Source organism: Chryseobacterium sp. KLBC 52, from assembly GCF_003347605.1.
Taxonomy (GTDB): Bacteria; Bacteroidota; Bacteroidia; order Flavobacteriales; family Weeksellaceae; genus Chryseobacterium.
The window spans coordinates 1-25,809 of record NZ_QDFZ01000003.1 but is presented as its reverse complement, the minus strand read 5'-3'; the positions used below and the strand labels follow the sequence as shown (position 1 = coordinate 25,809).

The 25,809-nt window shown below is 36.8% G+C and carries 18 protein-coding genes; 7 read left to right on the top strand and 11 right to left on the bottom strand.

Annotated features, from left to right (window positions below):
* Positions 1–405: 405 nt before the first annotated feature.
* The 8 genes from DDF69_RS03355 to DDF69_RS03320 all read right to left on the bottom strand — a co-directional run bounded on the left by DDF69_RS03355 (position 406) and on the right by DDF69_RS03320 (position 12,984).
* Positions 406–1,374: an ROK family protein gene (locus DDF69_RS03355; RefSeq protein WP_114819536.1), complete on the bottom strand. Its 969-nt coding sequence runs from the start codon at positions 1,372–1,374 to the stop codon at positions 406–408.
* A 79-nt stretch (positions 1,375–1,453) separates the two neighbouring features.
* On the bottom strand, positions 1,454–2,665 hold the full coding sequence (locus tag DDF69_RS03350; protein ID WP_114819535.1) for a PepSY-associated TM helix domain-containing protein: 1,212 nt from the start codon (positions 2,663–2,665) through the stop codon (positions 1,454–1,456).
* 51 nt (positions 2,666–2,716) lie between these two features.
* Positions 2,717–4,831 carry a TonB-dependent receptor gene (locus DDF69_RS03345; RefSeq protein WP_114819777.1) on the bottom strand — a complete coding sequence of 705 codons (2,115 nt, stop codon included), beginning with the start codon at positions 4,829–4,831 and terminating at the stop codon, positions 2,717–2,719.
* Complete coding sequence (locus DDF69_RS03340; RefSeq protein ID WP_114819534.1) at positions 4,831–6,030, bottom strand: PepSY-associated TM helix domain-containing protein; 1,200 nt, start codon at positions 6,028–6,030, stop codon at positions 4,831–4,833. Before DDF69_RS03340 ends, DDF69_RS03345 begins: the two co-directional genes overlap by 1 nt.
* 40 nt (positions 6,031–6,070) lie before the next feature.
* Complete coding sequence (locus DDF69_RS03335) at positions 6,071–8,248, bottom strand: TonB-dependent siderophore receptor (protein ID WP_114819533.1); 2,178 nt, start codon at positions 8,246–8,248, stop codon at positions 6,071–6,073.
* Positions 8,249–8,399: 151 nt separating this feature from the next.
* The gene (secA, locus tag DDF69_RS03330; protein WP_114819532.1) at positions 8,400–11,474 is read right to left on the bottom strand and encodes a preprotein translocase subunit SecA; all 3,075 of its coding nucleotides are present in this window, start codon (positions 11,472–11,474) and stop codon (positions 8,400–8,402) included.
* 123 nt (positions 11,475–11,597) lie between these two features.
* Complete coding sequence (locus tag DDF69_RS03325; protein WP_002662059.1) at positions 11,598–11,819, bottom strand: DUF2795 domain-containing protein; 222 nt, start codon at positions 11,817–11,819, stop codon at positions 11,598–11,600.
* 136 nt (positions 11,820–11,955) lie between these two features.
* Positions 11,956–12,984, bottom strand: coding sequence for a GDP-mannose 4,6-dehydratase (locus DDF69_RS03320; protein ID WP_114819531.1), 1,029 nt, complete (start codon positions 12,982–12,984; stop codon positions 11,956–11,958).
* An 88-nt stretch (positions 12,985–13,072) separates the two neighbouring features.
* Between DDF69_RS03320 and DDF69_RS03315 the strand changes: the two genes are divergently transcribed.
* Positions 13,073–13,870 carry a DUF2797 domain-containing protein gene (locus DDF69_RS03315; RefSeq protein ID WP_114819530.1) on the top strand — a complete coding sequence of 266 codons (798 nt, stop codon included), beginning with the start codon at positions 13,073–13,075 and terminating at the stop codon, positions 13,868–13,870.
* A 105-nt stretch (positions 13,871–13,975) separates the two neighbouring features.
* Here DDF69_RS03315 and DDF69_RS03310 read toward each other — a convergent pair whose 3' ends face one another.
* On the bottom strand, positions 13,976–15,628 hold the full coding sequence (locus DDF69_RS03310) for a DUF6029 family protein (RefSeq protein ID WP_114819529.1): 1,653 nt from the start codon (positions 15,626–15,628) through the stop codon (positions 13,976–13,978).
* A gap of 2 nt (positions 15,629–15,630) precedes the next feature.
* Positions 15,631–16,116 (bottom strand): TlpA family protein disulfide reductase, encoded by a 486-nt coding sequence (locus DDF69_RS03305; protein ID WP_114819528.1) that lies wholly within the window; start codon positions 16,114–16,116, stop codon positions 15,631–15,633.
* A gap of 201 nt (positions 16,117–16,317) precedes the next feature.
* Between DDF69_RS03305 and DDF69_RS03300 the strand changes: the two genes are divergently transcribed.
* From DDF69_RS03300 to DDF69_RS03285, 4 genes are all read left to right on the top strand, one after another.
* Complete coding sequence (locus DDF69_RS03300; protein ID WP_114819527.1) at positions 16,318–17,382, top strand: Omp28-related outer membrane protein; 1,065 nt, start codon at positions 16,318–16,320, stop codon at positions 17,380–17,382.
* 35 nt (positions 17,383–17,417) lie between these two features.
* On the top strand, positions 17,418–19,292 hold the full coding sequence (locus tag DDF69_RS03295) for a T9SS-dependent choice-of-anchor J family protein (protein ID WP_114819526.1): 1,875 nt from the start codon (positions 17,418–17,420) through the stop codon (positions 19,290–19,292).
* A 57-nt stretch (positions 19,293–19,349) separates the two neighbouring features.
* Positions 19,350–20,096: a T9SS type A sorting domain-containing protein gene (locus DDF69_RS03290; RefSeq protein WP_114819525.1), complete on the top strand. Its 747-nt coding sequence runs from the start codon at positions 19,350–19,352 to the stop codon at positions 20,094–20,096.
* Positions 20,097–20,301: 205 nt separating this feature from the next.
* A complete protein-coding gene (locus DDF69_RS03285; protein WP_114819524.1) occupies positions 20,302–22,953 on the top strand; it encodes a hypothetical protein in 2,652 nt (883 codons plus the stop codon).
* Positions 22,954–23,062: 109 nt separating this feature from the next.
* Here the strand turns inward: DDF69_RS03285 and DDF69_RS03280 are convergent, their stop codons facing one another.
* Positions 23,063–23,413, bottom strand: coding sequence for a hypothetical protein (locus DDF69_RS03280; protein WP_114819523.1), 351 nt, complete (start codon positions 23,411–23,413; stop codon positions 23,063–23,065).
* 96 nt (positions 23,414–23,509) lie between these two features.
* Here DDF69_RS03280 and DDF69_RS03275 point away from each other — a divergent pair, with 96 nt between their 5' ends.
* Both DDF69_RS03275 and DDF69_RS03270 read left to right on the top strand, forming a co-directional pair.
* Positions 23,510–23,782 (top strand): hypothetical protein, encoded by a 273-nt coding sequence (locus DDF69_RS03275; RefSeq protein ID WP_228411915.1) that lies wholly within the window; start codon positions 23,510–23,512, stop codon positions 23,780–23,782.
* Positions 23,783–23,904: 122 nt separating this feature from the next.
* Positions 23,905–24,951 (top strand): PA0069 family radical SAM protein, encoded by a 1,047-nt coding sequence (locus DDF69_RS03270; RefSeq protein WP_114819522.1) that lies wholly within the window; start codon positions 23,905–23,907, stop codon positions 24,949–24,951.
* Positions 24,952–25,809 lie beyond the last annotated feature (858 nt).

Here is a 25,809-nt window from a genome sequence, read left to right as displayed (position 1 = left end):
AATTTCTTGCATTTAATCACCACAAAGTATTTTAAAGCAGTTAGTATTAACGTTGTCATGCTGAGCTTAGTCGAAGCATTTTCATTTTAACACGAATAACACCAATGCTTTCACAAATAACACAAAGAAAATATAGGATAATCATCTGTGAAAATCTGTGCGATCTGTGGTCAAAATAGATTCAATACAAATGGAATGGTTGTTGTCTGAGGTAGTTTAAAACATTTTGGTATTAGCGCTGTCATGCTGATCTTTGTCGAAGCATCTTAATTATGCTAATTTAATTTTAAACACAAATAAACACAAAGAAAATACGACATAATCATCTGCGAAGATCTATGCAGTCTGTGGAAAAAAAGAAAGCACCCTAAAAAGGATGCTCTATATTATGTAAAAGTCTTTCAGTTATTTTTCCCAAACCAAAGCACTTGCTCCAAGAATGGCAGCATCAGCTTCGTCAAGCTCACTGAATACCAGTTTCACTTTATTTCTGAAAATAGGAAGAAGGTTTCTTTCCATGTGAAGCTTGGCAGGCTTTAAAATAAAATCTCCAGCTTTAATTACTCCTCCGAAAAGAAGAATAGCTTCAGGGGAAGAGAACATTACAAAATTAGCTAATGCTTCCCCCAGTTTCTGGCCTGTATATCTGAAAACCTCAATCGCAATCGGATCTTCCTTGATAGCACATTCGTATACTGTTTTAGAATTGATTTCGTCTTCAGGATATTGGTTCAGCATAGATTCCGGGAACTCTGCTCTCATTTTCTTTGCTGTGATAGTAATTCCTGTAGCAGAAGCATACGCTTCCAGACTTCCTTCAGATCCTGTGCTCCAGTGTTTTCTACCGCCTGGTTTTACAATCGTATGTCCCAATTCTCCGGCAAACCCGTCATGTCCATAGATTAAGCCTCCGTTAGCAATGATTCCGCTTCCTACACCTGTTCCCAGGGTAATCATGATGAAATCTTTCATTCCTCTTGCAGCTCCGAAAAGCATTTCTCCCAGTGCTGCAGCATTGGCATCATTGGTTACGGTACAAGGGAGATTGAATTTTGCCGTCATCAGCTCAGCGAAAGGAATAACACCTTTCCATGGAAGATTAGGGGCAAGTTCTATGGTTCCTTTGTAATAGTTGGCGTTTGGTGCGCCTACTCCGATTCCGTCAAAATGTGCTTCAGTACCATACTTTTCCATCATGGGACGAACATGTTCATATAAAGCATCGATGAAATCTTCCACTTTGTCATAGGCATCAGTTCTCAGATTTCCTTTATCCAGAACTTCACCGCGGTGATTTACGATTCCGAATTTAGTATTGGTTCCGCCGATGTCAACTCCAAGGGCAACTTGTTTTGATAAATCTATTAATGACATTTCTATTATTAAATTCTAAAGGCTAAAATTATAAAAAAGATTGTATTAATGGATTATTAAGTAGGTTTTATTTAATACTTTAAGCAGTTTTTATTGGTTTTTTCTTTTTTCTTCCCCACCAGATCATAAATCCGGTAACCGGAAGAGAAGCGCAGATAATACTTACAATAAAAGCAATAATCTTGGTAGGAAGTCCTAAAATAGCTCCTACATGAATATCATAATTGGCGTTCACAACCTTTTCTCCAAAGTTTTTATCCTTAGGATCATGAGTGTGCAGCAATTCCCCGGAGTTTTCATCAAAGATTAAGCTGCTGCTTTTATGGTATGAATAAGAAAGATGTTTCACGTACACTTCAAAGTTAGGGTGTTCGTGGTCATCCATGTGAGGGTGCCCTAAATCTATGGCGAAACCATAGGAATCCGGATATTTTGCCTGTACAGTATTGATAATTTTGTCCAGTGTCCCTTCCGTTCTCAGCTCAATAGGAGCTTTTGTTTTAATGTGTGAGAAGTCGGGATACTTGGTTTCTCCACCGGAAAATATCACATAGATCATTGCCTGCACTACAAAAAACGCATAGAAAAGGCCTGTAATTGAGAAGATTAAAGCAAATATTGATGCATAAAATCCTAAGACATTATGAAGGTCGTAGTTCTTTCGCTTCCAGCTTTTTATGTTTTTCCATTTGAAGGCAAAACGTTGTTTTCTTGCTGCTTTGTTCTTTGGCCACCATAGAATAATCCCGGAGATCAGCATAATGATAAAAATGATAACAGGAATTCCCACGACATACGTTCCCCAGTCCTGTTTCAGAAGGTAGCTCCAGTGGATCATTTTTACAATATTGAAGAATCCGTTTTTTTCATCATAGACTCTCAATACTTTTCCTGTGTATGGATTTACGTAGGCCTGTTTGTAGATGGGAAATTCATCAAAATAATTCCAGGCATCCGTATTATGTTCATACCAGAAGAACATATAGGACATTTTTTTGTCAATAGGAACATTTACCCAGTGGATAGGATATTTCTCTTTGACCTGTTGCGCAACAGCCTTTTCCATTACTCTGATAGGAAGAACCTGTTTCTGCTCAATATTTTGTTCATGATGGTAGATGACATCTTTTCGGGTGATGTTTTCCACCTCATCCTTAAATACGTACAATGCTCCGGTAATGGAGATAATAAAGATCAGAAAACCTATTCCCAAACCAAACCAAAGGTGAAGCTTAGCCGACCATTTTTTGATGAAGCCCGGTTTCTTTTTATGATGATGCTTTTTCTTCATATAACAGTAAAAAGTAAAGCAAAGATATGTTTTACTTTTTATTTAGATTAATTAAAATTTGTATTCGATCATGAATGTCCCTCTTAATCCAAGAGCATTTGTGAAGTCACTGTCTCTTGCAGTCCACCATGAAATAGCGGGTTGATATACTTTGTTAAAAATGTTTTCAACACCTAATGACAATCTCCAGTTGTTGTTAACTTCATAACTTGATTTAAAGTTAAAGACAGTATATTCCGGTACATATCCCTCACCATAAGCATACAATCCTGTTTTAGCGTTAGGCTCAAATCTGTTTTGCTGGAAAGAGTGAAGCATATCAAGACCAACGGATAGAGCAGGAACAGGTCTTGCCTGAACATATGCCAATACTTTAGGTGCAGAAATTCTGCTGTTGTTGATCTTAGTAGAATAATCACCATCGTCTTTTACCGAAGTAATTCCTTCCATCCAGCTGTAGCTTCCACCAAACTGAATCCATTTTGCAGGGCTAAAGTGTAAAAATCCTTCTACTCCGTATACAATTTCGGGAGATCTCTGAATCATTAATGCTCTGTCCGGGCTTTGTACGAATGATGCTCCCAGTTTAGAGGTACTCACATAAGAAGTTAATTCATAGTTTAACCAGCTGGAAAGTTGTCCTGTTGCTCCCAATTCGTAGTTATTGACGATGATTGGTTTTGTCTCCAGGCTTTTGATCGTTTCGGATGTTGAGTTCCTTAAAATTCTTCCTAATTCATTGATAGAGTAGGCCTGAGAAAAGCTTCCGAAAAGATTGATATAAGGTTCAATATTATAACGGATACCAATATTTCCTACCAGTGCATTATAATTAAGTTTTCCACCCGCTACTGGAATGCTTTTCGTGAAAGTTCCGTCACTTTTAAGGGTAGAAAGCGTATTGAAATCGTCTACATTTACTTTGATGTTTTCGTAACGAAGTCCTCCTTTGATGGTTAATTTTTTAAACAGATCAATTTTTGCCAATACGAAAGGCGCAATATTGGTCATGTTCATATTCGGAGTCCAGAAACGTCCGTCTTCAAGTTTTTGTACCGTTTCATCATTCAGAATATCAGCTCCGTAGATAATTTCTCCCTGAGAGTTAGCTGAATTCCAAAGTTGAGTATCAAAATTAAATCTTGCTCCTGCTTTTTTTGAAATTACATTAGACTGTCCGCCATTGAAAAAGGTATCGCTGTATCCGTAAACGGTTTTAAAATCCTGATAGTAAAGGTTGATATTCAAAGAAGTTCCTGCAAACAGGTTCTTATTGTCATAGCTCACCCGGATATTGTGGTTTTTTGGAGTTCCCTGAGGAGTGGTTTCCAACCCTTTTCCAATTCCTTCACCAATGGTTGGCGTAATGCCGTATTTTCCGGTTTTTAATCCTACATTCAGGTCTGATCTTGAAGAATAACCAATATAAGAGGCTTCAATTCTTTGATTTTCGTTGATGTCATATCCTATTTTCAGCAATCCGTTGTAGTTGTCCATCTTGGCAATGCTGTAGGTAGGGCTTATTAAAACACCGTCTCCGTCTTTTGTATATCCTGTTCTTTCGTAAGCTAATGAAAGGGTATAATCAAACTTCTTGATCTTTCCCGTTAAAAGCTGGCTGGCCCTTACTCCTAAAGTACCACCGTAAGGCTGTCCTGTAAGACCAACCTGTGAAATTCCGGAGATCTTTTTATCTGTTTTATTTCTTTTTGTAATATAATTAATGATCCCTCCGTCTGCTCCGTTACCATAGATGGAAGAAGCTCCTTTGATTACCTCAATTCTTTCGATGGCTGATGGGTCAATAGTCCTTAAATCTCTTGCTCCGTTACGAAGTGGGGTAGACTGTGGAATACCATCAATTAAGACCAAAACCTGACGGCCTCTTAACGTTTGTCCCGAATTGGAAGTCTGCCCTGAATTGGTTCCTAAACTGGGAACAGTGTATTGCAGAATGCTTGTAATATCTGAGTTCACAGTAAGCTGAGACTGAATCTGTTTTTCTCCTACTATTGTGATGGAGCTTGGAACTTCTTTTATGTTTTCCTTTTTTCTGGAGGCGGTCATGACTACCTCGTCTACATTTTTAGTTTGTAAACTATCTTTTACCTGAGCAAAAACGGTAGTAGTTCCTAAGCAGGCAGCTGATAAAAGCGCTTTTTTCATTATATTTTCTTTCCTTTTTTCTTTCTTTTTCCCCACCAAACCAGAAATCCGGTTACAGGGAGTGATGTACATGTGAGGCCGGCTATAAACCAGATGATCTTTCCAATGATTCCGAAGTAGGATCCGGTATGGATGTCATAATTGGCGTTGGAATATTTCTCGGCGGTACTGAGTTTGTGATGAGGTTTGTTGGCCAGTAGCTTTCCAGAGTATTTATCGAAGGTAAGGATGTTTCTTTCACTGTATCTTCCGTCCATTCCGTACACTGTTACGGGAAGATTTTTAAGCTCTTTTCCTTTTTTATTCTTTCCGTTTAGGGTAATTCTGAAGCTGGATGATTTTGCGTACAGTTTTTCAGTCTGGGCAGCGGCAAGATCAAAAATTGCTTCATTCTTTGCCATGAGAGAGTCCGGAGATTTTCTTTCTTTTTCTTTGGGAAGTTCCCATGAACCGGATAAGGCAAAAGTAAAGGTGTTTTTTACGTAGGGATAAGCAAAATAAAGCCCTGTAATACTTAACAGCAATGCAATAAATGAGGCATAGAATCCTAAGATATTATGAAGATCGTAGTTTTTACGCTTCCAGTTTTTTACATTTTCCCAGTTGAACCAAAAACGGCCTTTTCTGGCATTTTTATTTTTAGGCCACCATAAAATAATTCCTGTAATCAGCATAACGATAAAAAGAACGGTTGGAATTCCTACAGTATACGGTCCCCATTCTGAATTAAGCAAAAGTCCCCAGTGGATGTATTTCAAAATATTGAATACATCATATTTTTCATCGTAAACAGCAAGGATTTGCCCGTTGTATTGATTGATATAGACCTGCTTATTGATGAGTACCTGCTGGAAATAGTTCCATCCCTTTTTGCTTTTGTCATAATATTGAAACTGATAAGACTTGGTTTTATCCAAAGGGATTTCTACGGCACTTACAGGATACTTTTCATTAAGTACCAGTGATACTTTTTCACGAAGCAGATGAATAGGTAAAGGCTTTGTCCCGATATCCTCTTTTTTCAGATAAATGGCTTCTTTGCGTAAACTGTTATGTATTTCATCCTTAAAAACATATAAAGTCCCTGAAAGAGAGACTATAAATACAATGAAACCAACAGACAAACCAAACCACAAATGCAGCTTGGCAGACCATTTTTTTGAAGGAGCTTTCTTTTTATGGTGATGCTTTTTTCTCATAGCAAAAAGTTAACCCCCTGAGGGGCTAACCTTTGATTTTTTAAAATTTATATCCGATTGATAATCTCCAGTTACGCGGAGCATTATAGATCCATGCATATTCGCCGGCATCTCCTCTGTAACCACTGTACAATTTTCTGTTAAGGACATTATTCAGCATTAGATTGACATCAAATTTCTTAGCAACATAGGAAACCCCGAAGTTGGTATCAAAATAATCCGGAAGGCTCTGATCTTTTGTAGCACTTACTCCATACCATGATTGTCTTCCTCCCTGATACTGATAACCGGCTGAAATACCGAAACCATGTAAAACTCCATTTTGGAATCTATAGTTGATCCAGGTATTCTGAACATTTTTTGCATTCCCCGGAGACTGAATTCCAATTCTTGTAGGATCTGTGTCTTTAACGGTTTTTGCGTCTGTATAAGCATAGTTGATGATAATATTCAACCCTTTGATGATTTCTCCTTTGATATCGGTTTCGAAACCTCTTGCTCTCTGCTCACCTGTAGCAACCTGGAAAGGCTGTCCTTCATTTTGTTCTTTAGGTCCGGCAACAAGAATATTTTGTCTTCTGATTTCATATACTGCGAAAGTAGAGTTCCATTTTCCTCCAAACCAGTCTTTTTTCAATCCGAATTCAATATTCTGTCCTCTGAAAGGATCTGTAATTTTGGTTTTGTTAATTCCTATTCCGGATTGTGGTACGAAGGTTTTATCATAGATACCGTAAGCAGAGAAATTTTCATTAATAGAATAACTCACTCCAACTCTTGGTGTAAACTCACCAGCTGTATCAGGTACAATAGGAGTCCCTGGACTTAGATTAGGATATGCGGAATAAGTTTTACCGCTTGTATATCTTCCTGCTAATGTTAATCTCAATTTATTATTGAACATTTCAATCTGATCCTGAGCGTAATAAGAAGTATATTTTACGCCTTGATCGTTATAAAACGGAGCAGAAGTGTTTAATGTATAAAAATCAGAAGATGGAAGTTTTGAAGGATCTACTCCATAATTTACATTATAAATGTCAATTGGGAATAGTAAGGTTTCTTTGCCATCTACAATTTTTGAATAAGAAGAAAAGTCAGCAGTGTATTTTCTGTCTCCGTAATCAAATCCCGCGATTATTTTATGAACAATATTCCCTGTATTAAGTGTTCCTCTCACATAGGTCTGGAAAATATGATTTTTTCCTTTTGCCTGCCAGTTGCTTAATGTTCTGTTTAAAACATTTTTATTGGCTGAATCAAAAGTTCCCCACCATGAACCTCCGTCATAATTCAGGTCCATATAAGCATATTGAGTACTCCAAACCCAGTCTTTGAAAAGCTTCTGGTCTAAACTTAAGAATAAACTCTGATCCTTTACTTCAGTTTTCTTAAAGTTCGGGTCATTAAAATTGGTATGTACATTCAGTGAAGCGTATCCGTCGTTAGACATCAGATAAGCTCCAGGCTGATTAAATTTTAAGTATTGATAGTTATACTGAGCCGTAAATGTAGTCGTCTTTGTAGGTCTGAAAGTAATGGAAGGAGCAACAATGATTTTACTTGTCTTATCATTTTCCACCCATGAATTGTTGGAGCTTCCCATCAAATTGATACGGTAGTCTAAAACCCCGTCTTTTACAAGAACTCCGTCAAGATCAGCTTCACCTCTGAAAAGATTATAGCTTCCCGTTGTGAAGCGCACACTGTTGGCAAACTTTCCTGTAGGTTTTTTAGTTACTACATTATAAAACCCGGCAGGATCTCCCATAGAACCCATAAATCCGGCAGGACCTTTTACGAACTCTATTCTGTCTATGATAGACGCATCAGGATTGATGGGTCCCCAGGTAGAAGAAACATTCATTCCGTTCATAAAAGTAGCAATACTGGCACCTCTCATGAATACATTGGAATATACATTATCCCAGTGTTCTACTTTTCTTGCTCCGCTTACGTTGCGGACAATTCCTTCTGACATATTCAGTGTTATTTGATCAGCAAGAACCTGAGCACTTACAGACTGCACATTCTGAGGAAGCTCAAGAATCGGAGTCTGGATTCTCAATGAACCTGAAACCTCATTCAGTTTGTACTTCTGATAATATCTTCCGTTAACAATTACTTCTTCAATATCATTGGATTTGATGGTGTCTTTTTTTTGCGCAGAAACCAACATTGTTGCCAGTGCGGAAGCACAGATCAGTACATTTTTCATGAAAGTCAAATTTTCTGCAAATATATTATTTTTAACTGTTCTAAATAAATAATGTGATTGATATTTATCATAAAATAATTATATACTGAATAACAAAAAACCGCTATGGCCAATGCCAGAGCGGTTTTTGTATGATTTTATTAAATTTTTCTTAAGCCGGAATTTCTCCTTTATATAAGAAAGAAATAATTTCTTTGTTTAATTTATCGATCATTTCACTGAATAAGTGGAAAGATTCCTGCTTGTAAATTACCAATGGATCTTTCTGCTCGTAAACAGCTCCTTGTGAAGATCTTCTTAAGTCGTCCATCTCACGAAGGTGAAGCTTCCAGTTTTCATCGATAATTGATAAAGTGATGTTCTTTTCAAAATCGTTCACTAAACTTTCACACTGAGTATCGTAAGCTTCTTTAAGATCAGCTACAATAGTCATTGTTTTATGTCCGTCTGTGAAAGGAACCTGGATCATTTTGAACATTGAACCCTGATTTTGGTATACATTCTCAATGATTGGGAATGATTTTTCTTTCAACAGGTTCAGCTTCATTTTGTAGTCTTCCTGAGCTGCTTTGAATAAGATATTCGTCAGATCCTGAACATTTTTATTATTAAAATCACTTTGGGAAACCGGAGATTCCATGGTGAATGTTTTAATGATTTCGTATTCAAAATCTTTATAATTTCCTGAAGCTTTTCCTTTCGCAACGATAGAATTGGCAACATCGAAAATCATATTCGTGATATCATATTTCAAGTGGTCTCCGAATAGAGCATTCTTTCTTCTCTTATAGATTACGTCACGTTGTTTGTTCATTACGTCATCATACTCAAGAAGTCTCTTTCTTGTTCCGAAGTTATTTTCTTCCACTTTTTTCTGAGCTCTTTCAATAGACTTACTGATCATAGAGTGCTGAATTACTTCTCCTTCTTTATGACCCATTCTGTCCATCATTTTAGCAATTCTCTCAGAACCGAACAAACGCATTAAGTTATCTTCAAGAGATACATAGAACTGAGAACTTCCCGGATCTCCCTGACGTCCCGCTCTACCTCTTAACTGTCTGTCAACACGTCTTGAGTCGTGTCTTTCTGTACCGATGATCGCTAAACCTCCTGCATCTTTTACTTCTTTAGAAAGCTTAATATCGGTACCACGACCTGCCATGTTGGTTGCAATCGTTACAACTCCCGGCTGTCCTGCGCCAGCTACAATTTCTGCTTCCTTCTTGTGAAGCTTTGCATTCAATACCTGGTGTGGAATTTTTCTTAATTGAAGTGCTTTAGAAAGCAACTGAGAAATTTCAACAGAAGTAGTACCTACCAATACTGGTCTTTTCTGTGCTGTTAATTTTTCAATTTCTTCAATTACAGCATTATATTTTTCTCTGTTGGTTTTGAAAACCAAGTCCTGCTTGTCATGTCTTAAAATCGGACGGTTGGTAGGAATTACCACAACGTCTAATTTATAGATTTCCCAAAGCTCTCCAGCTTCGGTTTCAGCAGTACCCGTCATCCCCGCAAGCTTGTTATACATACGGAAATAGTTCTGAAGCGTGATGGTTGCAAAAGTTTGAGTAGCTGCCTCAATTTTTACATTCTCTTTCGCTTCGATCGCCTGGTGAAGACCATCAGAATAACGACGTCCCTCCATGATACGACCTGTCTGCTCATCAACGATTTTTACTTCACCGTCAATCACCACATACTCATCATCTTTTTCAAATAATGTGTATGCTTTCAATAGCTGGCTCATCGTGTGAACACGCTCAGATTTTTCAGCAAAATCAGAGAAAAGTCTTTCTTTTGCTTCAAACTCTTCTTCTTTAGAAAGGTTTTTAGCTTCTACTTCAGCAATCTCAGTTCCGATATCCGGAAGTACGAAGAAATTAGGATCAGAGTTACCCTGAGACATGTATTCAACACCTTTGTCTGTAAGGTCTACCTGATTGTTTTTCTCTTCGATAACGAAGTAAAGATCTTTATCTACAATCGGCATATCACGGTTGTTGTCCTGCATGTATTGCGCTTCAACTTTCTGAAGCAATGCTCTGTTTCCGCTTTCCGATAAGAATTTGATTAATTGTCTGTTTTTGGGAAGACCTCTGTAGGCCTGAAGTAATTTGAAACCTCCTTCTTTTGTATTTCCTGCAGCGATTAATTTTTTCGCTTCGTTGAAAATGGTAGAAACGGTTTTCTTTTGTACTTCAACAATTCTGTCGATAGAAGGCTTAAGAACATCAAACTCCTGTCTGTCTCCCTGAGGAACCGGCCCGGAAATGATCAATGGTGTTCTTGCGTCATCTACCAATACAGAGTCCACCTCATCCACGATAGCAAAGTTCAGTTCTCTTTGTACCAGTTCTGAAGGTGATGTCACCATGTTGTCTCTCAAATAATCGAAACCGAATTCGTTATTCGTTCCGTAAGTAATATCTGAGTTGTATGCTTTTCTTCTTCCGTCTGAGTTCGGCTGGTGGTTATCGATACAATCGATAGACATTCCGTGGAACTGATAAAGAGGCCCCATCCAGGCGGAGTCTCTTTTGGCAAGATAGTCGTTCACGGTTACAACGTGTACTCCTCTTTCCGGAAGTGAATTTAAATAAATAGGTAATGTTCCTACCAAAGTTTTACCTTCACCGGTTGCCATCTCGGCAATTTTACCACTGTGAAGAATAACCCCTCCGATAAACTGAACATCATAGTGGACCATATCCCAAACTACAGGAGTTCCGGCAGCGTCCCATGAGTTTTTCCAAACAGCTGTGTCTCCCTGAATACTAACAAAATCTTTTCCTGCAGCAGCCAGCTCTCTGTCCCAGTCACTTGCCGTTACTCGGATTTCTCCATTCTGAGCCCATCTTCTTGCCGTTTCTTTGATCAATGCAAAAGCTTCGGGAAGAACCTGAACCAGAACTTTTTCTTCAATTTCGTATGATTCTTTCTTTAAAGACTCAATTTTTGAGAAAAGAGCTTCTTTTTCATCAACATTGGTTGAATTTTTTATCTGCTCTTTTATCTGTTCTATTTGAGCTGTGATCTTGCTGGTTGCAGATTTTATATTCTCTTTAAACTCAGCAGTTTTTTGTCTCAACCCATCATCCGACAATTGTTGAATGTTAGGTTCTACAGCTCTGATTTTTGTTACAACTTTTTTTACTTCTTTTAGGTCCTGCGCTTTCTTGTCTCCCAAAAACCCTTTAAGAACTTTGTTTAAAAAACTCATAAATTTTTTGCTTTATGCTTAATGCAAAATGCTTTAAGCGTTTTAAATAACACTTATCGTGTAAATTAATATATAAAAAGGGCAAAAAAGCTCTAAGCACGCAGCCTAAAGCTTATCGCTTTATTAATATTCGTCCTCGTTCCAAAGGAAATCCTCGTCAGTAGGATAGTCACTCCATACCTCTTCGATAGATTCATAAATTTCTCCTTCATCTTCAATAGCCTGAAGGTTTTCTACTACTTCCATAGGTGCACCAGTTCTGATTGCGTAGTCGATAAGCTCTGCTTTTGTCATTGGCCAAGGTGCGTCACTTAAATATGAAGCTAATTCTAATGTCCAGTACATAATTTTCTAATTTTTTGCAAAAGTATAAAAATAGGTTGTATAATAAACTTTTTTATACTTGATTTTCAATTCTTTTTATAATTTTTTCTAATAAATGACTGTCACAAACCGACTGGCAGCTGTGTCAGCAATTTACTTATTGTCGTTTTCTCAAAAACCATTCCACAAATTTTTTTATGCCATTTTGGAAGTTTGTGGCCGGTTTATAACCTATTAAATCCTGTGCTTTGGTAATATCGGCATTTGTTTTTGTGACATCTCCCGGCTGCATTGGCAGAATTTTTTTGATGGCAGTTTGTCCAAGTGCTGTTTCTATAGTTTTCACCATCTCAGATAAAGTGATTACCTGGTTTTCACCGAGATTCACGATTTCATAAACTCCGGAATGGTGCTCCAGATAAAGAATAGACTTGGTAATTCCATCTATAATATCATCTATATAAGTATAGTCTCTGGCTGTGTTCCCATCGCCATAGAAAGGAATTTCCTGATTCTCCGAAATAAGTTTCGTAAACTTGTGTATAGCAAGGTCAGGTCTCTGTCTTGGTCCATATACTGTAAAGAACCTGAGCTGGATCATATCTATATGATAGAGATTATGGTAAACGTGTCCTATAACCTCTCCACTTTTCTTGGTTGCCGCATAAGGTGAGATAGGATTGTCTACATTGTCCGTTTCAGCAAAAGGAATTTTTTCATTATTTCCATAAACACTTGAAGAGGATGCACAAATGAATTTTTTAATAGTAAAATCCTTACACAGTTCCCAAAGATTCATAGTACCGCGTACATTTACTTCTTCGTACTCCAGAGGACGTTCAATAGAGGGCCGTACACCGGCAAGTGCTGCCAGATGAATCACCATATCAATATGATGATTCTTAAAGATGTTTTCAAGACCATTTTTATCACGGATATCCTGCCAATAGAGGGAATATTGGTCAGAATGAGTGAGGGAAGCCAAACGCGGAATATCCGTCTCTTTATCTGAGAATTCAAAATCCGAATTTTTACCGATTGACTCTAAAGTATTTTTAATTTTTACCTTATAGTCATAGAAATCATCAAAATTGTCAATGTTTATGACAGAATGTCCATTTCTTAATAATCGTTCAACTAAATGGGAACCGATGAACCCACTACCGCCTGTTACAAGATAAACCATTTGTATTTTTTATTAGCACAAAAATATAAATTTTACTTTTGAAAAATATAATCATTAAATTTACTTAAAAAAGTAATATAAATATAATATGCAGTTTCAAGGGCAAATTTTAAAGATGACAAGCTATGATGCTAAGCCAATCCAATACTATCTCAATCTTTCCGGAGATCTGATCCACATGAATGAGCTGTTTGGAAAGGAGTTAAGTATAAAACATACAGGCTTTCAGTGTGTAAATTGTGGTGAAAATAAACCGATTTATAGAATGGGATTCTGCAAAAACTGTTTTTTTGAAAGCCCTTATGCAAGTGATACCATTATCCGCCCGGAACTTTCTACAGCACATTTAGGAGTTGCAGAGCGAGATCTTGAAGTTGAAAAGCAAATTCAGCTGCAGCCACACACTGTTTATCTGGCTTACACCGGAGATGTAAAAGTAGGAGTAACCAGAAATACACAGATTCCTACACGATGGATTGATCAGGGGGCAACTTTTGCATTGCCCATCGCAAGAACAGAGAACCGCTATGAAGCAGGAATGATAGAGGTTGCATTGAAAGAACATCTGGCGGATAAAACCAACTGGAGAAAGATGCTGCAGGATGATTTTGAAGGAGAAGTAGATCTCGCTGATTTCCGACAAAAGATAAAAGAATATTTTCCAAACGACTTCCAGAAATTTTATAGTGAAGGTGAAGAACTGTGGATGTTTGATTATCCTTTTGAAAAACCGGAAAAAGTTTCATCATTTACATTAGATAAAAAACCGGAATTTACCGGAAGGCTTACAGGTATTAAAGGTCAGTATCTTGGGTTCGATGGGGGGAATTTCATCAATGTGAGAGGGCATGAAGGGTATGTAATAGAACTAGGAATAAAAAGTTAAAAATAAATCTTAGCTTAGAGCATCAGATGTTCTAAGCTAAGATTTTATCGGATATAATGATTAACCCTGTATTGTGTCTTGCTAAATGGATATCATCATTGTACTTTAATAACTGGTGCTTACTCCTAATGAAAAACCGGCACTTTCCGGAACAAATCTGCAAACGCCACCAACACAAAGCAGCCCGCCTCTTTGTCTGCCATAAGAAGCCTGAATTCTTGTAGCATTTTTTCGAAATACCAGCCCACCGGTATAATAATGCATTTGTTTTTCCTTGTCGGAATTTCCGTAATTATAAAGATCGTTTGCAAAAACCGACCAGTTTTTGTTGAAATTATATTCAAAAAGACCAGCTGCCCAATTTCCATGGTAGCCGTTTGCCCACTGGTGCTGCAGTTCTAGTTTCATGGAGCTTTTGGAAAACCTGTAAATATTATCCAGAACGATGGTTTGTGCTTTTACCTCACCGCTTGTTTCTTCAACTCTTTGGGTGTTGTAGTACTGATTGATAAGTATCAATCCTATTTTCCATTTGTCTTTCAGTTTGGTTCTGATATCAAGGCTTTGATCTGCATAATACTTTTCTCCTAATGCAAGAAAATCAGTTTTATAGTCCCGAATATCATTGATGTACGATCTGTATGTTCCTTTCAATCCATACCAGTTTGAAATATTCAGAGAGAGATCTGTACCGTATTTTCCACCCAGTAATGTTCCTTTTTTGATTTTATAGAAAATATCAAATTGAGAACCTATTTCTCCGGACTTCTTTTGAGGAAGGAATGATAGCCTTGGCTGTGCCTGATATACATAAATATTGGCCAGGCTATAATCATATTGTTTGGTGAGCGAAGGAATGTAATTCAGGACGGAATTATGGTAAATATTTCCGATTTGATCCCGTTGCGAATAAAAATTAAAATTTTCCAGCCTTCTTAGCCCCGCAATAATCCCAAAACGGTCTGTGGCATAAGAAAGATTTAGCAGGAAAGCATTGCCGGAAAATATATTATTCGGATCCAGTACATTGATTTGCTTAATGTTGTCTTTGGTTTTATAAAGATATTCGAGTTCCATTGCTAGTTTCGAATATTCCATTTTAATTCTCGATGAATAAATACTGACATCTTTAGGGAATATGGTATTGTCCTTATTGTCTTCATATTTATTGACATAGCTGAATCCTATACTTGTGGAAAGATCCTTTACCTTTATCATATTATCCAGTTTCAGTTCTGCATCCAGTCCCATAATCAATCCTTTAGATAGATCAAACCCTAATCTCTGCTTTCCTAATAGGGCTTTTAAAATGATGGTTTGGCTGGGGTCCGTATATTTTATTTTACCTCCCAACAAAGAATTAGCAATCCCTAGCTGTTTATCTTCCCATACACGCAAAGCTAAACCACTTCCGAATTGCTCATAAAAATGCCCCAACGTAGCATCAATTCCTGCTTTTTCATTATTGTAGCTGATAAAGTAAGTTCCAAGATTGGTTTTATTCAGCACAGGAGAGTAATTAAGCAAAGCCTTAGGTTCATACGATTCAAGCTGCGCTCCGACTGTGAATTTGTTCAGTTTGTAGCTGACATTCAGATAATTGTTTGATCTGAATCTTTGATCTTTTTCAGTTTCAGAGAGTTTAACCTTACTGTCATCTACATAGTATTGCGAATTGGATTCCAGATTTACAGAGAGTTGGCTGAAAAGATTAACACTGGCCAGTAAAGCAGCACCATAAAATAATTTCTTTTGCATAATTAATTGCCGGTATTGTATTCTTTAATCTTCTTTATCAGTTCATCCTCATCCCCGGGAGAATAACCTATGTGTGAATATACCACCTTGCCCTTATGAATAATGATGACGTGGGGGATACTATTGATATTTAAAGCTCTCTTAAGAGTTTGATTAGAGTCCAGCAATACGGTGTATGGCCATCCTTTGCTTTTAACAAGTGTTTTTACTTTTGAAACTGTACGGGCATCATCTGTAGCAGCTGCCAATAAGGTAAATTGGCTTTCCTTCTGCCAATCCTCGTATTTGTCATTAATGGCAGTAAGTTCCTCCATACACGGAAGGCACCAGGTAGCCCAAAAACTAACAACAACAGGATGGGAAGAATCTATTTTGGAAAAATTAATTCTGTCACCGGACAATGTGTTTACTGAAACATTGGGGAGATCCTGAGCGTAACAAAAACTTACATAAAGAAATAAAAAGCCAGATAAGATTACTTTTAACATGATATTATTTTTAATAATTAAACATCTATTTTATTTGCTAATATATAATAAATTGTGTAATTTCAATGCGAATTATTTATTGTTTTATCTAATATATTGATTTTATCAAAATATAAAAGTTGAAATTTTAAATTGATTTATTAACATCACATATGTAAAGCCTCATTTTTTTAAAAAACACATTAAAAAATTCAAATTAAAATGAAAAAAAAGTTATTATTTCAAAATTGTGTGATTTTATTTTTTTTGTTACTGGCTTCCTGTAAGGGATCTATGAGTGACGAAGGAGATAATGTAGTTACCTATCTTACGGTTTCTTCAGAAGGAGGTAACGAGAAATTGTTGGGCAAAACCTTTACTTTCAAAGTAAAAGATAATCTCAATAATGACATTACTGCAGAAAGTGAGATTTTTGTTAATGACCACCCGATCAATGGAAATCTCTATACTCCTGCAGAGAAAGGTGTTTATACCGTCCGGGCTGCCTATAAAAACCTTCCGGTAAATCCTATTTCAGTAAATGCTGTTATCAATGACGGGGTTAATTTTAAGCACAGAATTCTATACGAAGACTTTACCGGTACCTGGTGTGGAAACTGTACCCGTGCAGGGGCCAGAGCAAAAAATCTGAAATTACAGACTGATGATGGTTTCGTCTTTATCGGGATTCATGGCCCGAGCGGTCAGGATCCGTGGTCGAATACCGTAAGTACTGAAGTAGAGCAGTTTAAAAATGTAACCGGGGTAGATCTGGGCTGGCCCACAATGTTCATCAACAGAAATACGATGTGGGATGATACTGAGAATTATACAGATATGTCATTGCCATTGTCTCAGCTAAAAGCATTCAGTAAAATAGGAATAAAAATAGGCTCTGCTGTTTCGGGCAATACGTTGAATATCGATGCCCGGATTTCGTTTGCCCAAAGTTTTTCAGGACTTAAAATGGCCGCATTTATTGTAGAGGATGAACTGGTAGGTAAACAGAAAAACTATGTTCCTGCTTTAGGAGCTCCTATCATTTATGATTATGTACACCACAATGTTTTACGGAATAAATTGACCTCATCAGTGGCAGGGGAAAATATTCCAGGCTCCCAGACAGAAATTTCCAACGAATACTCAAGAACATTTCAATACTCTATTCCTTCAGATTACAACCGTGATCATCTTAAAATTATTGTGATGGTAATGGATGGTAATGGAACCGTACTGAATGTGAGAGAAGAAAAGATAGGGATAACCAACACCTATGAATTTTTATAAAACTTATTATATACTAAACTTAAATTTTAAAACAAATGAAAAAGATTTTATTTACGATGTGTATCCTGATATTCGGGATACACTACTCACAGACTTATTACAGTCAGGATTTTAATACTACAGGGCTCAACGGATGGGTGAGTACTGATATTGACGGTGATGGGAAACAATGGATTAATGCAAATGCTTCCAGTATAAATGCAGGGTTTGGAAACGGATCTCTTGTTTCTTATTCTTATGATGATAGTAATAATATAGCTCTTACTCCAAATAATTTGATTACCTCACCAATTATTGACTTAAGTTCTGTTACTGCTTCTAATGCTTATCTGGTTTATAATTTGGCAACTCATTCTAATTATCCAAACGAAAAATATTCTGTATATGTTACGACAACCAACGTTTCAGGAGCTATTACTGCTTCCACCCCTGTGTATACAGAAACTGTGGCAGCAGGTGGCTTTCAAAGCAGAGTGATCAATGTAAGTCCCTTTATTGGGCAGCAAGTTTATATTTCTTTTAGACATTATGACTGTACAGATCAATATTATCTCATTTTGGATAATATAAAAGTCAAAAGTCTTGCAGATTATGATGTAGCCCTTACAAATTTATCTTTAAATCGATATGGAGTAATCAATACGGATTATTTTATCAAAACAACTGTAAAAAATAATGGACTACAAAGTATTAATAACGTCACCCTTAACTGGAATGATGGGACAGATCATTCCGCAGTAATAGCATTAGCAACACCTTTAGATGCAGGGCAGGAAAAAGTAATTACGCATTCGGTTGCTGTAAATTATCCTACAGTCGTCAATAAAAATATAGCAGTATCTATCACCGGAGTCAACGGAGCAGCGGATGCTACTCCTGCAGACAATACACTTTCAGTCCCATTTAATAGTGTCAGCCAGAATTCGCCTAAAAAAGTAGTAATTGAAGAAGGTACGGGAACATGGTGTGGCTGGTGTCCGCGAGGAGCAGTAGGAATGCATAATGCAGAAACCAGTTTTCCTAATGATTTCATAGGAATTGCTGTACACAACAGCGATCCCATGATGTTGGCTGAATATAATACGGGAGCAAACTTTAATAGCTTTCCTGGCATGAATGTGGACAGAAGTCTTCTCAGACAAAGTGTTGGTCCTGATTTTTCTGAGTTTATTAATGACAGAAAACCAATGATTGTTCCGGCTGCATTAAATGCAACAGCTTCTTTAGCAGGAAGAACTTTAACATTCAATGCATCTGCTGTTTTCAGAACCAATTTTACAAATGCTAACTTCAGATTAGCGGCAGTAGTTGTAGAAAATGAAGTAAAAGGAACAACTTCGGGATACAATCAGAAAAACTATTATGCCGGAGGAGGAGCCGGACCTATGGACGGATATGAAAGTAAGCCTAATCCTATACCAGCTGCCGATATGGTGTATGATCATGTAGGCAGAATGCTGTTGGGAGGATATGCCGGGCAAGCTGGATCTATACCTGCTTCAATAACTGACGGACAGGTTGTAAACTACACATTTACAGCAAATATTCCAACCGCTTATAATCTGGATAAAATAAAAGTTGTTTTGCTTTTATTGGATGGTATAACCGGCGAAATAGTGAATGCGGCAGGACCATTTGCCATAAACGGGACATTAGGCGTTCATGCTGCTGAAAAGACAGATAACGAACATACTTTATACCCTAATCCTGCAAAAGACTATTTTAAAATTAACGGAAAAGGAAAAGTAAACATTAAAATTCTTGATGTTACGGGAAGAATAATTCTTGAAAAAGAAGATGTAGAGCCTAATACTCCAATTTCTGTACACGATTTAGTAAAAGGAACTTATCTGGTTTCCATTAAAGAAAAAGATACGGAACCAGTTACTAAAAAGTTAATTATTAAGTAATTTCTCACAATCCGGGAAGCTTGCGATATAGCTTCCCGGTTTTATAAATTAAAAATTATGAAAAATATTAATTACATTATATTTCTGTCTGTTTTTATCTCTTTTTATGGGAAAGCGCAGCTTGCTTTGGCAAAAGAAGACGGGACACCAATAAATGACGGAAGCGTTATTACTTATAACAGCGTGGATGAAAATCTGGCAACCTTACACTATAAAATTAAAAACAACTCTGCTGTTCCTATTAATGTTCGTGCAAAGGTTATGAATATTATTAATGCCGACGGAAGTAGTTTTCAATTCTGTTACCAGAATACATGCCTGCCATTTATAATTTTAGGAGCAGTTTATCCAGGAAATTCCAAACCTGCAATCAGTATTCCCGCAAATTCTGAAGTTTCAAGTGGGTATACGATGTGGAATTCTGATACCGGCTCCGGAACATTCCCAATTGACTATATGATAAAATATTATCTGGTGGATGGCTTTAATAATGAATACGGGACGCCGGTAACACTAACTTACAGGTATAATCCAAATGCCACATTGGCAGCAATGGATGTGAAAAAAAATACAGCATCTTTTGCTGAAATCCCTGTCACTCGTGTCAGATCTGTAATCCATATCATTTCCAGCGAGAATATATCTTATATTGTGTACACCATGGAGGGAAGGATTGCTTCTGAAGGATACATCACAAAGGGAAAAGGTGCAATAGAGGTGTCCTCACTTGCGTCTGGAAATTATGTTGTTTTCCTGAAAAATAATAAGGGAGAACTCTTTTCGAAAAAAATAATCAAAGAATGATATCATAATCTGAAATAAAAATTTTTTTTCATAAGGAAAAGACTGTCTCCAACGGGGCGGTCTTTTGCTATTTTGAGATTCAGGCGTATTCTGCTCATCTTAAAAAAGTAATGGATTATATTGATTTTAATATTACTACATATAGTAGAGTAAAATTTACACTTATTAATCTTATATTTAAACTTATATTTAGCAAAATCACGATATGAAAAGATGGATTAAAAAGTTACTTATGGTTTGCGGAATTCTGGCAGTAATTCTTCTAGCTGCGAATTTCGGGCTAAATATTTGGCTTAAGACCCAGCTTCCGGACTATATAAAAAAGAATACTGCTTATAAAGTTTCCTATAAAACCCTTGATGTGGATCTGGGAACCGGGAATATCTTCGCAACAGGAATCTCAGTTAATAGTAAAGATCCACAAAATACAGATGTTATTGGGCTGCAGGGAACCATTGATACCTTGAAAATAAGCCGTTTCGGAATTTATGATGCTGTTTTTAATAAAAGAATCAGCTCGTCAGATTTGTTGCTGGCAAAACCTGTTTTAAATGTCATTCTGGCAAAGCCTATTGATCGAAAAACCGGAAAGAAAAGAAATCCGGTTTTATTTGAAAATATCAGGATCAACGAAGGTAAAATTTCTGTTTTCAGACATACCAAACAGAAATTTCTATCTGTGCAGCAATTGGATCTGTTTGTAGAAAATTTGCAGATGACAGAAGAGTCTGTAGAAAATAAACTGCCCGTTGTTTTTGACAAATACAGCATCAAAGGAGAAAAGTTCTTTTTCCGTCCGGATAAAATATATGCCATTACCATTAGTAGTATCAATACAAGTAATGGACAGATGGCTGTTGAGAATTTCAGACTGACTCCGCTGCTCTCTTTTGCTCAGTTTAAAAAGTTTTATCCTGAAAAAACTCAGTTATTTGAATTTGCAGTGCCTAAAATGGATTTTACGGATGTTATTTTAAACCAAAATAAAGTTTCACTCAACAATGCAGGCTTCCAAAACCCTGTTCTGAAAATTTATAACACGGGTGTAAAAGCTAAAAAGGCTGAAAAAAAATCAAATTTTGAGGTAGATTTAAAAAATATAAAGCTGAATAATGCCATAGTAAACGTTACAAAACAGGATGGAAATAATCTTCTGTCTGTAGCGGGCCTTACGGTAAATATCAATCAGCTGATGTTTAATAAAGAAACATCTGAACAGGTTATTCCAATAGGATATAAAGACTTTACTATTGCAGGAAGGAATATTGAATACTCCAACAGCCAGAATATTACAATAAGAAGCTTGGCATTGAAACCTGCAAATGGTGAAATATGGGACGTTGTATTGACGCCGGGGCATCCTGCAACTGGAAAAGCTGCAGCGGTGCTAAAAACAAACCATATTGCTTTTAATATCAATAAACTGGAATTCGTTGATAAAAAAATAAATCTTGATCTTAAAGATCTTCTTGTAGAAAATGTAAACGGAACTTTTAAAGCGGGTGAAAAAAGCACCGATAAATCTGCAAAGCCGAATATTATTAATTCGGTTATCATAAGAAAAACATCCTTAAAAAATTCAAATATTACTTATGACAAAGGAAAACAGCCTTTAACATTCCATGATCTTAATGCCACTGTAAATAATATTGAATTATCACCTAAGCCTAATCAGCCGGGCTTGTCCTTCAAAGTGAAAGATTATTATATTACCACCAGAAACCTTGCGTATAAAACAGAATTTTACAACATGAGTCTGGGACTTCTGAAGCTAAATAAAAATAAAGTGCAGATTAATAATTTCGCCATGAAACCTCTCGTTTCAAGAGCCCAATTTATCAAAATGATACCTGTTGAGAGAGATCTCTACGATTTAAAAGCCGGACAAATTAGCGCAGAAGGAGAGTGGGATCTGTTTTCTCACAACAAAATGGTAAACGCTTCGCAGGTAGACATTGAGTCTGCAGATGCCAATATTTTCAGAAGTAAAATTCCTAAAGACGACCCCAAAATAAAAGCATTATATTCTAAAATGCTGCGGTCTATTAAAATTCCAATGACAGTTCACAACCTTGATCTCAAAAATTCTGTCCTGGTATACGAAGAAGATACTCCGGAAAGTATGGGCCCCGGAAAACTGACCTTCAGTAATTTTAATATGAATGTTAAAAATCTGAACTCTGCCAAAATAAAAGGAAAACCCACAAAAGTGGACATTAAAATCAATTGTTCTTTCATGAACCTCTCACCGCTTTCTGTCAACTGGAACTTTGATGTAGCCGATCAGAATGATAGATTTGCGATCTCCGGAAAAACGTCCAATCTTCCCGCAAGCGGAATCAATCCCTTTATCAGACCTTACCTTCATGTGACAGCTACTGCAGGAACTATTCAGGAAATGCTTTTTAGCTTTAAAGGAAACCCTGCCGGATTACATGGCACCTTTAATCTTAAACATAAAGACTTAAAAATTGCCGTATTAAATAAGAATAACCATGAGAAAAAAGGGTTTCTGACTGCAGTTGCCAATATTTTTCTGAAATCAGACTCAGGAAGCTTTCCGGAAGCTGTTACGGTGGAAAATGTGGAACGTGATCCTACAAAGTCTTTCTTTAATCTCTTCTGGAGAGGAATAGAACAGGGATTAAAGAAAACCCTGATTGGTAAAAATGTAGAAAAGACAGAGAAAAAGGTGAAAGAGGCGGTTTCTTCCGTGAAAGATATGAAGCAGTCGGTAAAAGAAATAAAACAGGAAATAAAAAATAAAAAAGAAACTCCCCAACCGGTAGTAGAGAAAAAAGAAAAGAAAGGTTTCCTGAATAATATTTTCAAGAAAAAGGAAAAGGCTGAAGAATAATTCTTTAAACCATTACGTCTGCTTATCCATTGCCCATTAAAAGAAGAAGCAATATTGTAATAAAACGAACTTAATGGTTTAAAAAATCAATATACAAAAGATGAATTTTCTAGAAATTGAATTCATCACTTTCCAAAATAGGAATATCCCTTAAAAATTTATCGAACTCTTCTCCCGGATAATTGCTGTCCGCTCCGTAAGAATCTATAATCATTCCACGATTTCCTGCATTATCCTTGATTACGTAAAGCACTGCATTATCATCAGGATTGCTGTCTCCTTCGAAACGATAGGTTTTTAAAATCACCAGTTCAGAGGGTTGATACACCTTGTCAGAATTTTCAAACTTCATTTCACATTTTTCATTCATTCTGAACTCCCTGTGTATTCCTCTTTCAGAGAGTGTTTTCATCACTTGGCTCAAGGTCGTCATTCTGTCTATGTTTTCTGGATTTTCCATAATAATATTTTTATTTTTAAGTACAATAATTAAACCATTGCAGACTTTAAATATAAGAAAAATAGCGGATTGCAATTTTCCTAAAAATAAAGTTTAATGTTAACAAAATTTATAATTAAAAAAAATAAAATAGGTATGCTTTTTGCAATGGTATCAATAATAAATCAGAGAAATATGAAAAAAGAAGTTGGAGTTTTACTGGCAGGGGGAGTTGGTCTTTTGGCAGTATTAAGTTTAATTAGCATTAAAAAAATTTTGACTAAAAAAGATAAAAAATATAGTGATTCCTATTCGGACTATCACAGACACTTTGATGAAAAAAATAATGATGATGAAACTCATGGAGTAGAATTATTCGCACTGAAGTAGTAAAAAAATATATTTAATTATGTTTAAATCCAACGCTTTTGAAAGTGTTGGATTTTTTTGTGGAAAACTTTAATGTTAAAACTCATTATTTTATAAAAATTCCATTCTAATTTTACACCGGAATGCAAAACGAAAATTTCATAAAAGGTCAGGGAGCTCAGCGGAACGTTGTCAATCGTTTCGACAGGTATACCTATGAACCTGAAGATGAAGATTTCGAAACGGTAAAGACTTCTTTTACAGAAGTGTTTCCCAAAACCATTGTCAATCAGGTTAAAAGCGAAGATCTTCCAATGGAATATTCCATGAATCCCTACCAGGGATGCGAACATGGCTGCTCTTACTGCTTTGCAAGACCTACCCACGAGTATTGGGGGTATAGCGCCGGGATTGACTTTGAAAGAAAAATCATGGTAAAGAAAAATGCTCCCGAATTACTGGAGAAATTTTTTCAAAAAAGAGGCTATAAAGCTGCCCCGATTCTATTGTCCGGAAATACCGACTGCTATCAGCCGGCCGAAAGACAATTTGAAATTACCAGAAAATTACTGCAGCTCTGTCTGGATTACAGGCATCCTATCAATATACTGACAAAAAATGCATTGGTGCTGAGAGATCTCGATATTTTAAAACCCATGGCAGAACAAAATCTGGTGTCAGTCTCTCTAAGTATTCCGACAATCAATGAAGAATTGAGGCGCAGGATGGAGCCGAGAACAAGTTCCGCAAAAAATAAATTAAAAGCTGTGGAAATTCTTTCAGAAAATAATATTCCTGTGCATGTAATGGTAGCTCCCATTATTCCCGGGCTCAACAGTGATGAACCATTGAATATATTAAAAGCCATTTCCAATGCAGGAGCCTTAGGATTCGGATATACCTTGGTGCGGTTAAATGATACCGTTGAACCTGTTTTTGTGAACTGGATTGAAACCCATTTTCCGGATAGGGCACAAAAAGTTTTAAACCTTATCCGCTCCATGCGGGGTGGAAAACTGGGTGATAAAAGATATTTTGAAAGACAACAGGGAGAGGGGAATATTGCAGAAATGATTCACACCACCTTTAAGATCGGCAAAAAGAAGTTTTTTGAAGGCAAAGAGTTTCCAAAGCTTTCAGCAGCAAATTTTACAGGAACTCGCGATCAGCAGCTACGGTTATTTGATTAAGCTTACTTTATATATAGTATAATATATATAGTATAATATATATAGCATAAAATAGAGTTTACCTCTTTATTCTTCTTCCCGCACTCTCAAACCCTTTTACCCACCCACCCTCAAACTTTATTACTCTCCAAGTCTCCAAGTCTCCAACCCTCTGACTCTCAGACTATCCAGCCCAATAATCAGGAGCTTTATCCTGCTATCCATTCATACTCCTCGCGCCATCGCCCTCCCACGCTGTCACCCTGAGCGAAGCCGAAGGGTCTCCCAAACCCATTCGCCCTCCAACCCAAGCTGCGGGGTAACCATTACTATCAGGGCTAGGAGAGGAGCTGTAAATGATGAATGATGAGGTTCGGGTTATTGAGTTTCGGGTTTCGGGTTTCCGGGTAGAGCAGTAACATTAGTATTGTGTTTTCAATATTTCTGATTTCTATAGAAAGTGGTTAATATACGAACATACCTCCATTTCATTCCGGAGGAATCCCAACTTCTTTACGAGAGTCTTAAAGAAAGTAAAATAACAGTATAGTGTCTCAGACCTTTTAGCCTTTAGTATTAGCAATGTCATGCTGAGCTGTGTCGAAGCATTTTAATTAATTACTTTATACGAGTTAAATCTTATCACTCTATATTATATATATAAATATATTCTTTGGCATTTCCCATCCTTCCCATTCTATATAATATAAAAGCAAACATCTTCTCTGTGTCAATCTGCGAGATCTGTGGGCAATCATCACCCTAAACCCCGCATCCCGTATCCCGTATCCCGAATCATCCCCTCTCACCCTCTCCAACCCTCCAACCCTCCCACGCTCTCATCCAACCCTCCAAACAAATGTTTAAAATTTTTCACCC

Coding starts and splice junctions, on each gene's coding strand:
- DDF69_RS03355 (WP_114819536.1), bottom strand. CDS start 1,374: ATGTCATTAATAGATTTATCAAAACAAGTTGCCCTTGGAGTTGACATC.
- DDF69_RS03350 (WP_114819535.1), bottom strand. CDS start 2,665: ATGAAGAAAAAGCATCATCATAAAAAGAAACCGGGCTTCATCAAAAAA.
- DDF69_RS03345 (WP_114819777.1), bottom strand. CDS start 4,831: ATGAAAAAAGCGCTTTTATCAGCTGCCTGCTTAGGAACTACTACCGTT.
- DDF69_RS03340 (WP_114819534.1), bottom strand. CDS start 6,030: ATGAGAAAAAAGCATCACCATAAAAAGAAAGCTCCTTCAAAAAAATGG.
- DDF69_RS03335 (WP_114819533.1), bottom strand. CDS start 8,248: ATGAAAAATGTACTGATCTGTGCTTCCGCACTGGCAACAATGTTGGTT.
- secA (WP_114819532.1), bottom strand. CDS start 11,474: ATGAGTTTTTTAAACAAAGTTCTTAAAGGGTTTTTGGGAGACAAGAAA.
- DDF69_RS03325 (WP_002662059.1), bottom strand. CDS start 11,819: ATGTACTGGACATTAGAATTAGCTTCATATTTAAGTGACGCACCTTGG.
- DDF69_RS03320 (WP_114819531.1), bottom strand. CDS start 12,984: ATGGTTTATCTTGTAACAGGCGGTAGTGGGTTCATCGGTTCCCATTTA.
- DDF69_RS03315 (WP_114819530.1), top strand. CDS start 13,073: ATGCAGTTTCAAGGGCAAATTTTAAAGATGACAAGCTATGATGCTAAG.
- DDF69_RS03310 (WP_114819529.1), bottom strand. CDS start 15,628: ATGCAAAAGAAATTATTTTATGGTGCTGCTTTACTGGCCAGTGTTAAT.
- DDF69_RS03305 (WP_114819528.1), bottom strand. CDS start 16,116: ATGTTAAAAGTAATCTTATCTGGCTTTTTATTTCTTTATGTAAGTTTT.
- DDF69_RS03300 (WP_114819527.1), top strand. CDS start 16,318: ATGAAAAAAAAGTTATTATTTCAAAATTGTGTGATTTTATTTTTTTTG.
- DDF69_RS03295 (WP_114819526.1), top strand. CDS start 17,418: ATGAAAAAGATTTTATTTACGATGTGTATCCTGATATTCGGGATACAC.
- DDF69_RS03290 (WP_114819525.1), top strand. CDS start 19,350: ATGAAAAATATTAATTACATTATATTTCTGTCTGTTTTTATCTCTTTT.
- DDF69_RS03285 (WP_114819524.1), top strand. CDS start 20,302: ATGAAAAGATGGATTAAAAAGTTACTTATGGTTTGCGGAATTCTGGCA.
- DDF69_RS03280 (WP_114819523.1), bottom strand. CDS start 23,413: ATGGAAAATCCAGAAAACATAGACAGAATGACGACCTTGAGCCAAGTG.
- DDF69_RS03275 (WP_228411915.1), top strand. CDS start 23,510: ATGTTAACAAAATTTATAATTAAAAAAAATAAAATAGGTATGCTTTTT.
- DDF69_RS03270 (WP_114819522.1), top strand. CDS start 23,905: ATGCAAAACGAAAATTTCATAAAAGGTCAGGGAGCTCAGCGGAACGTT.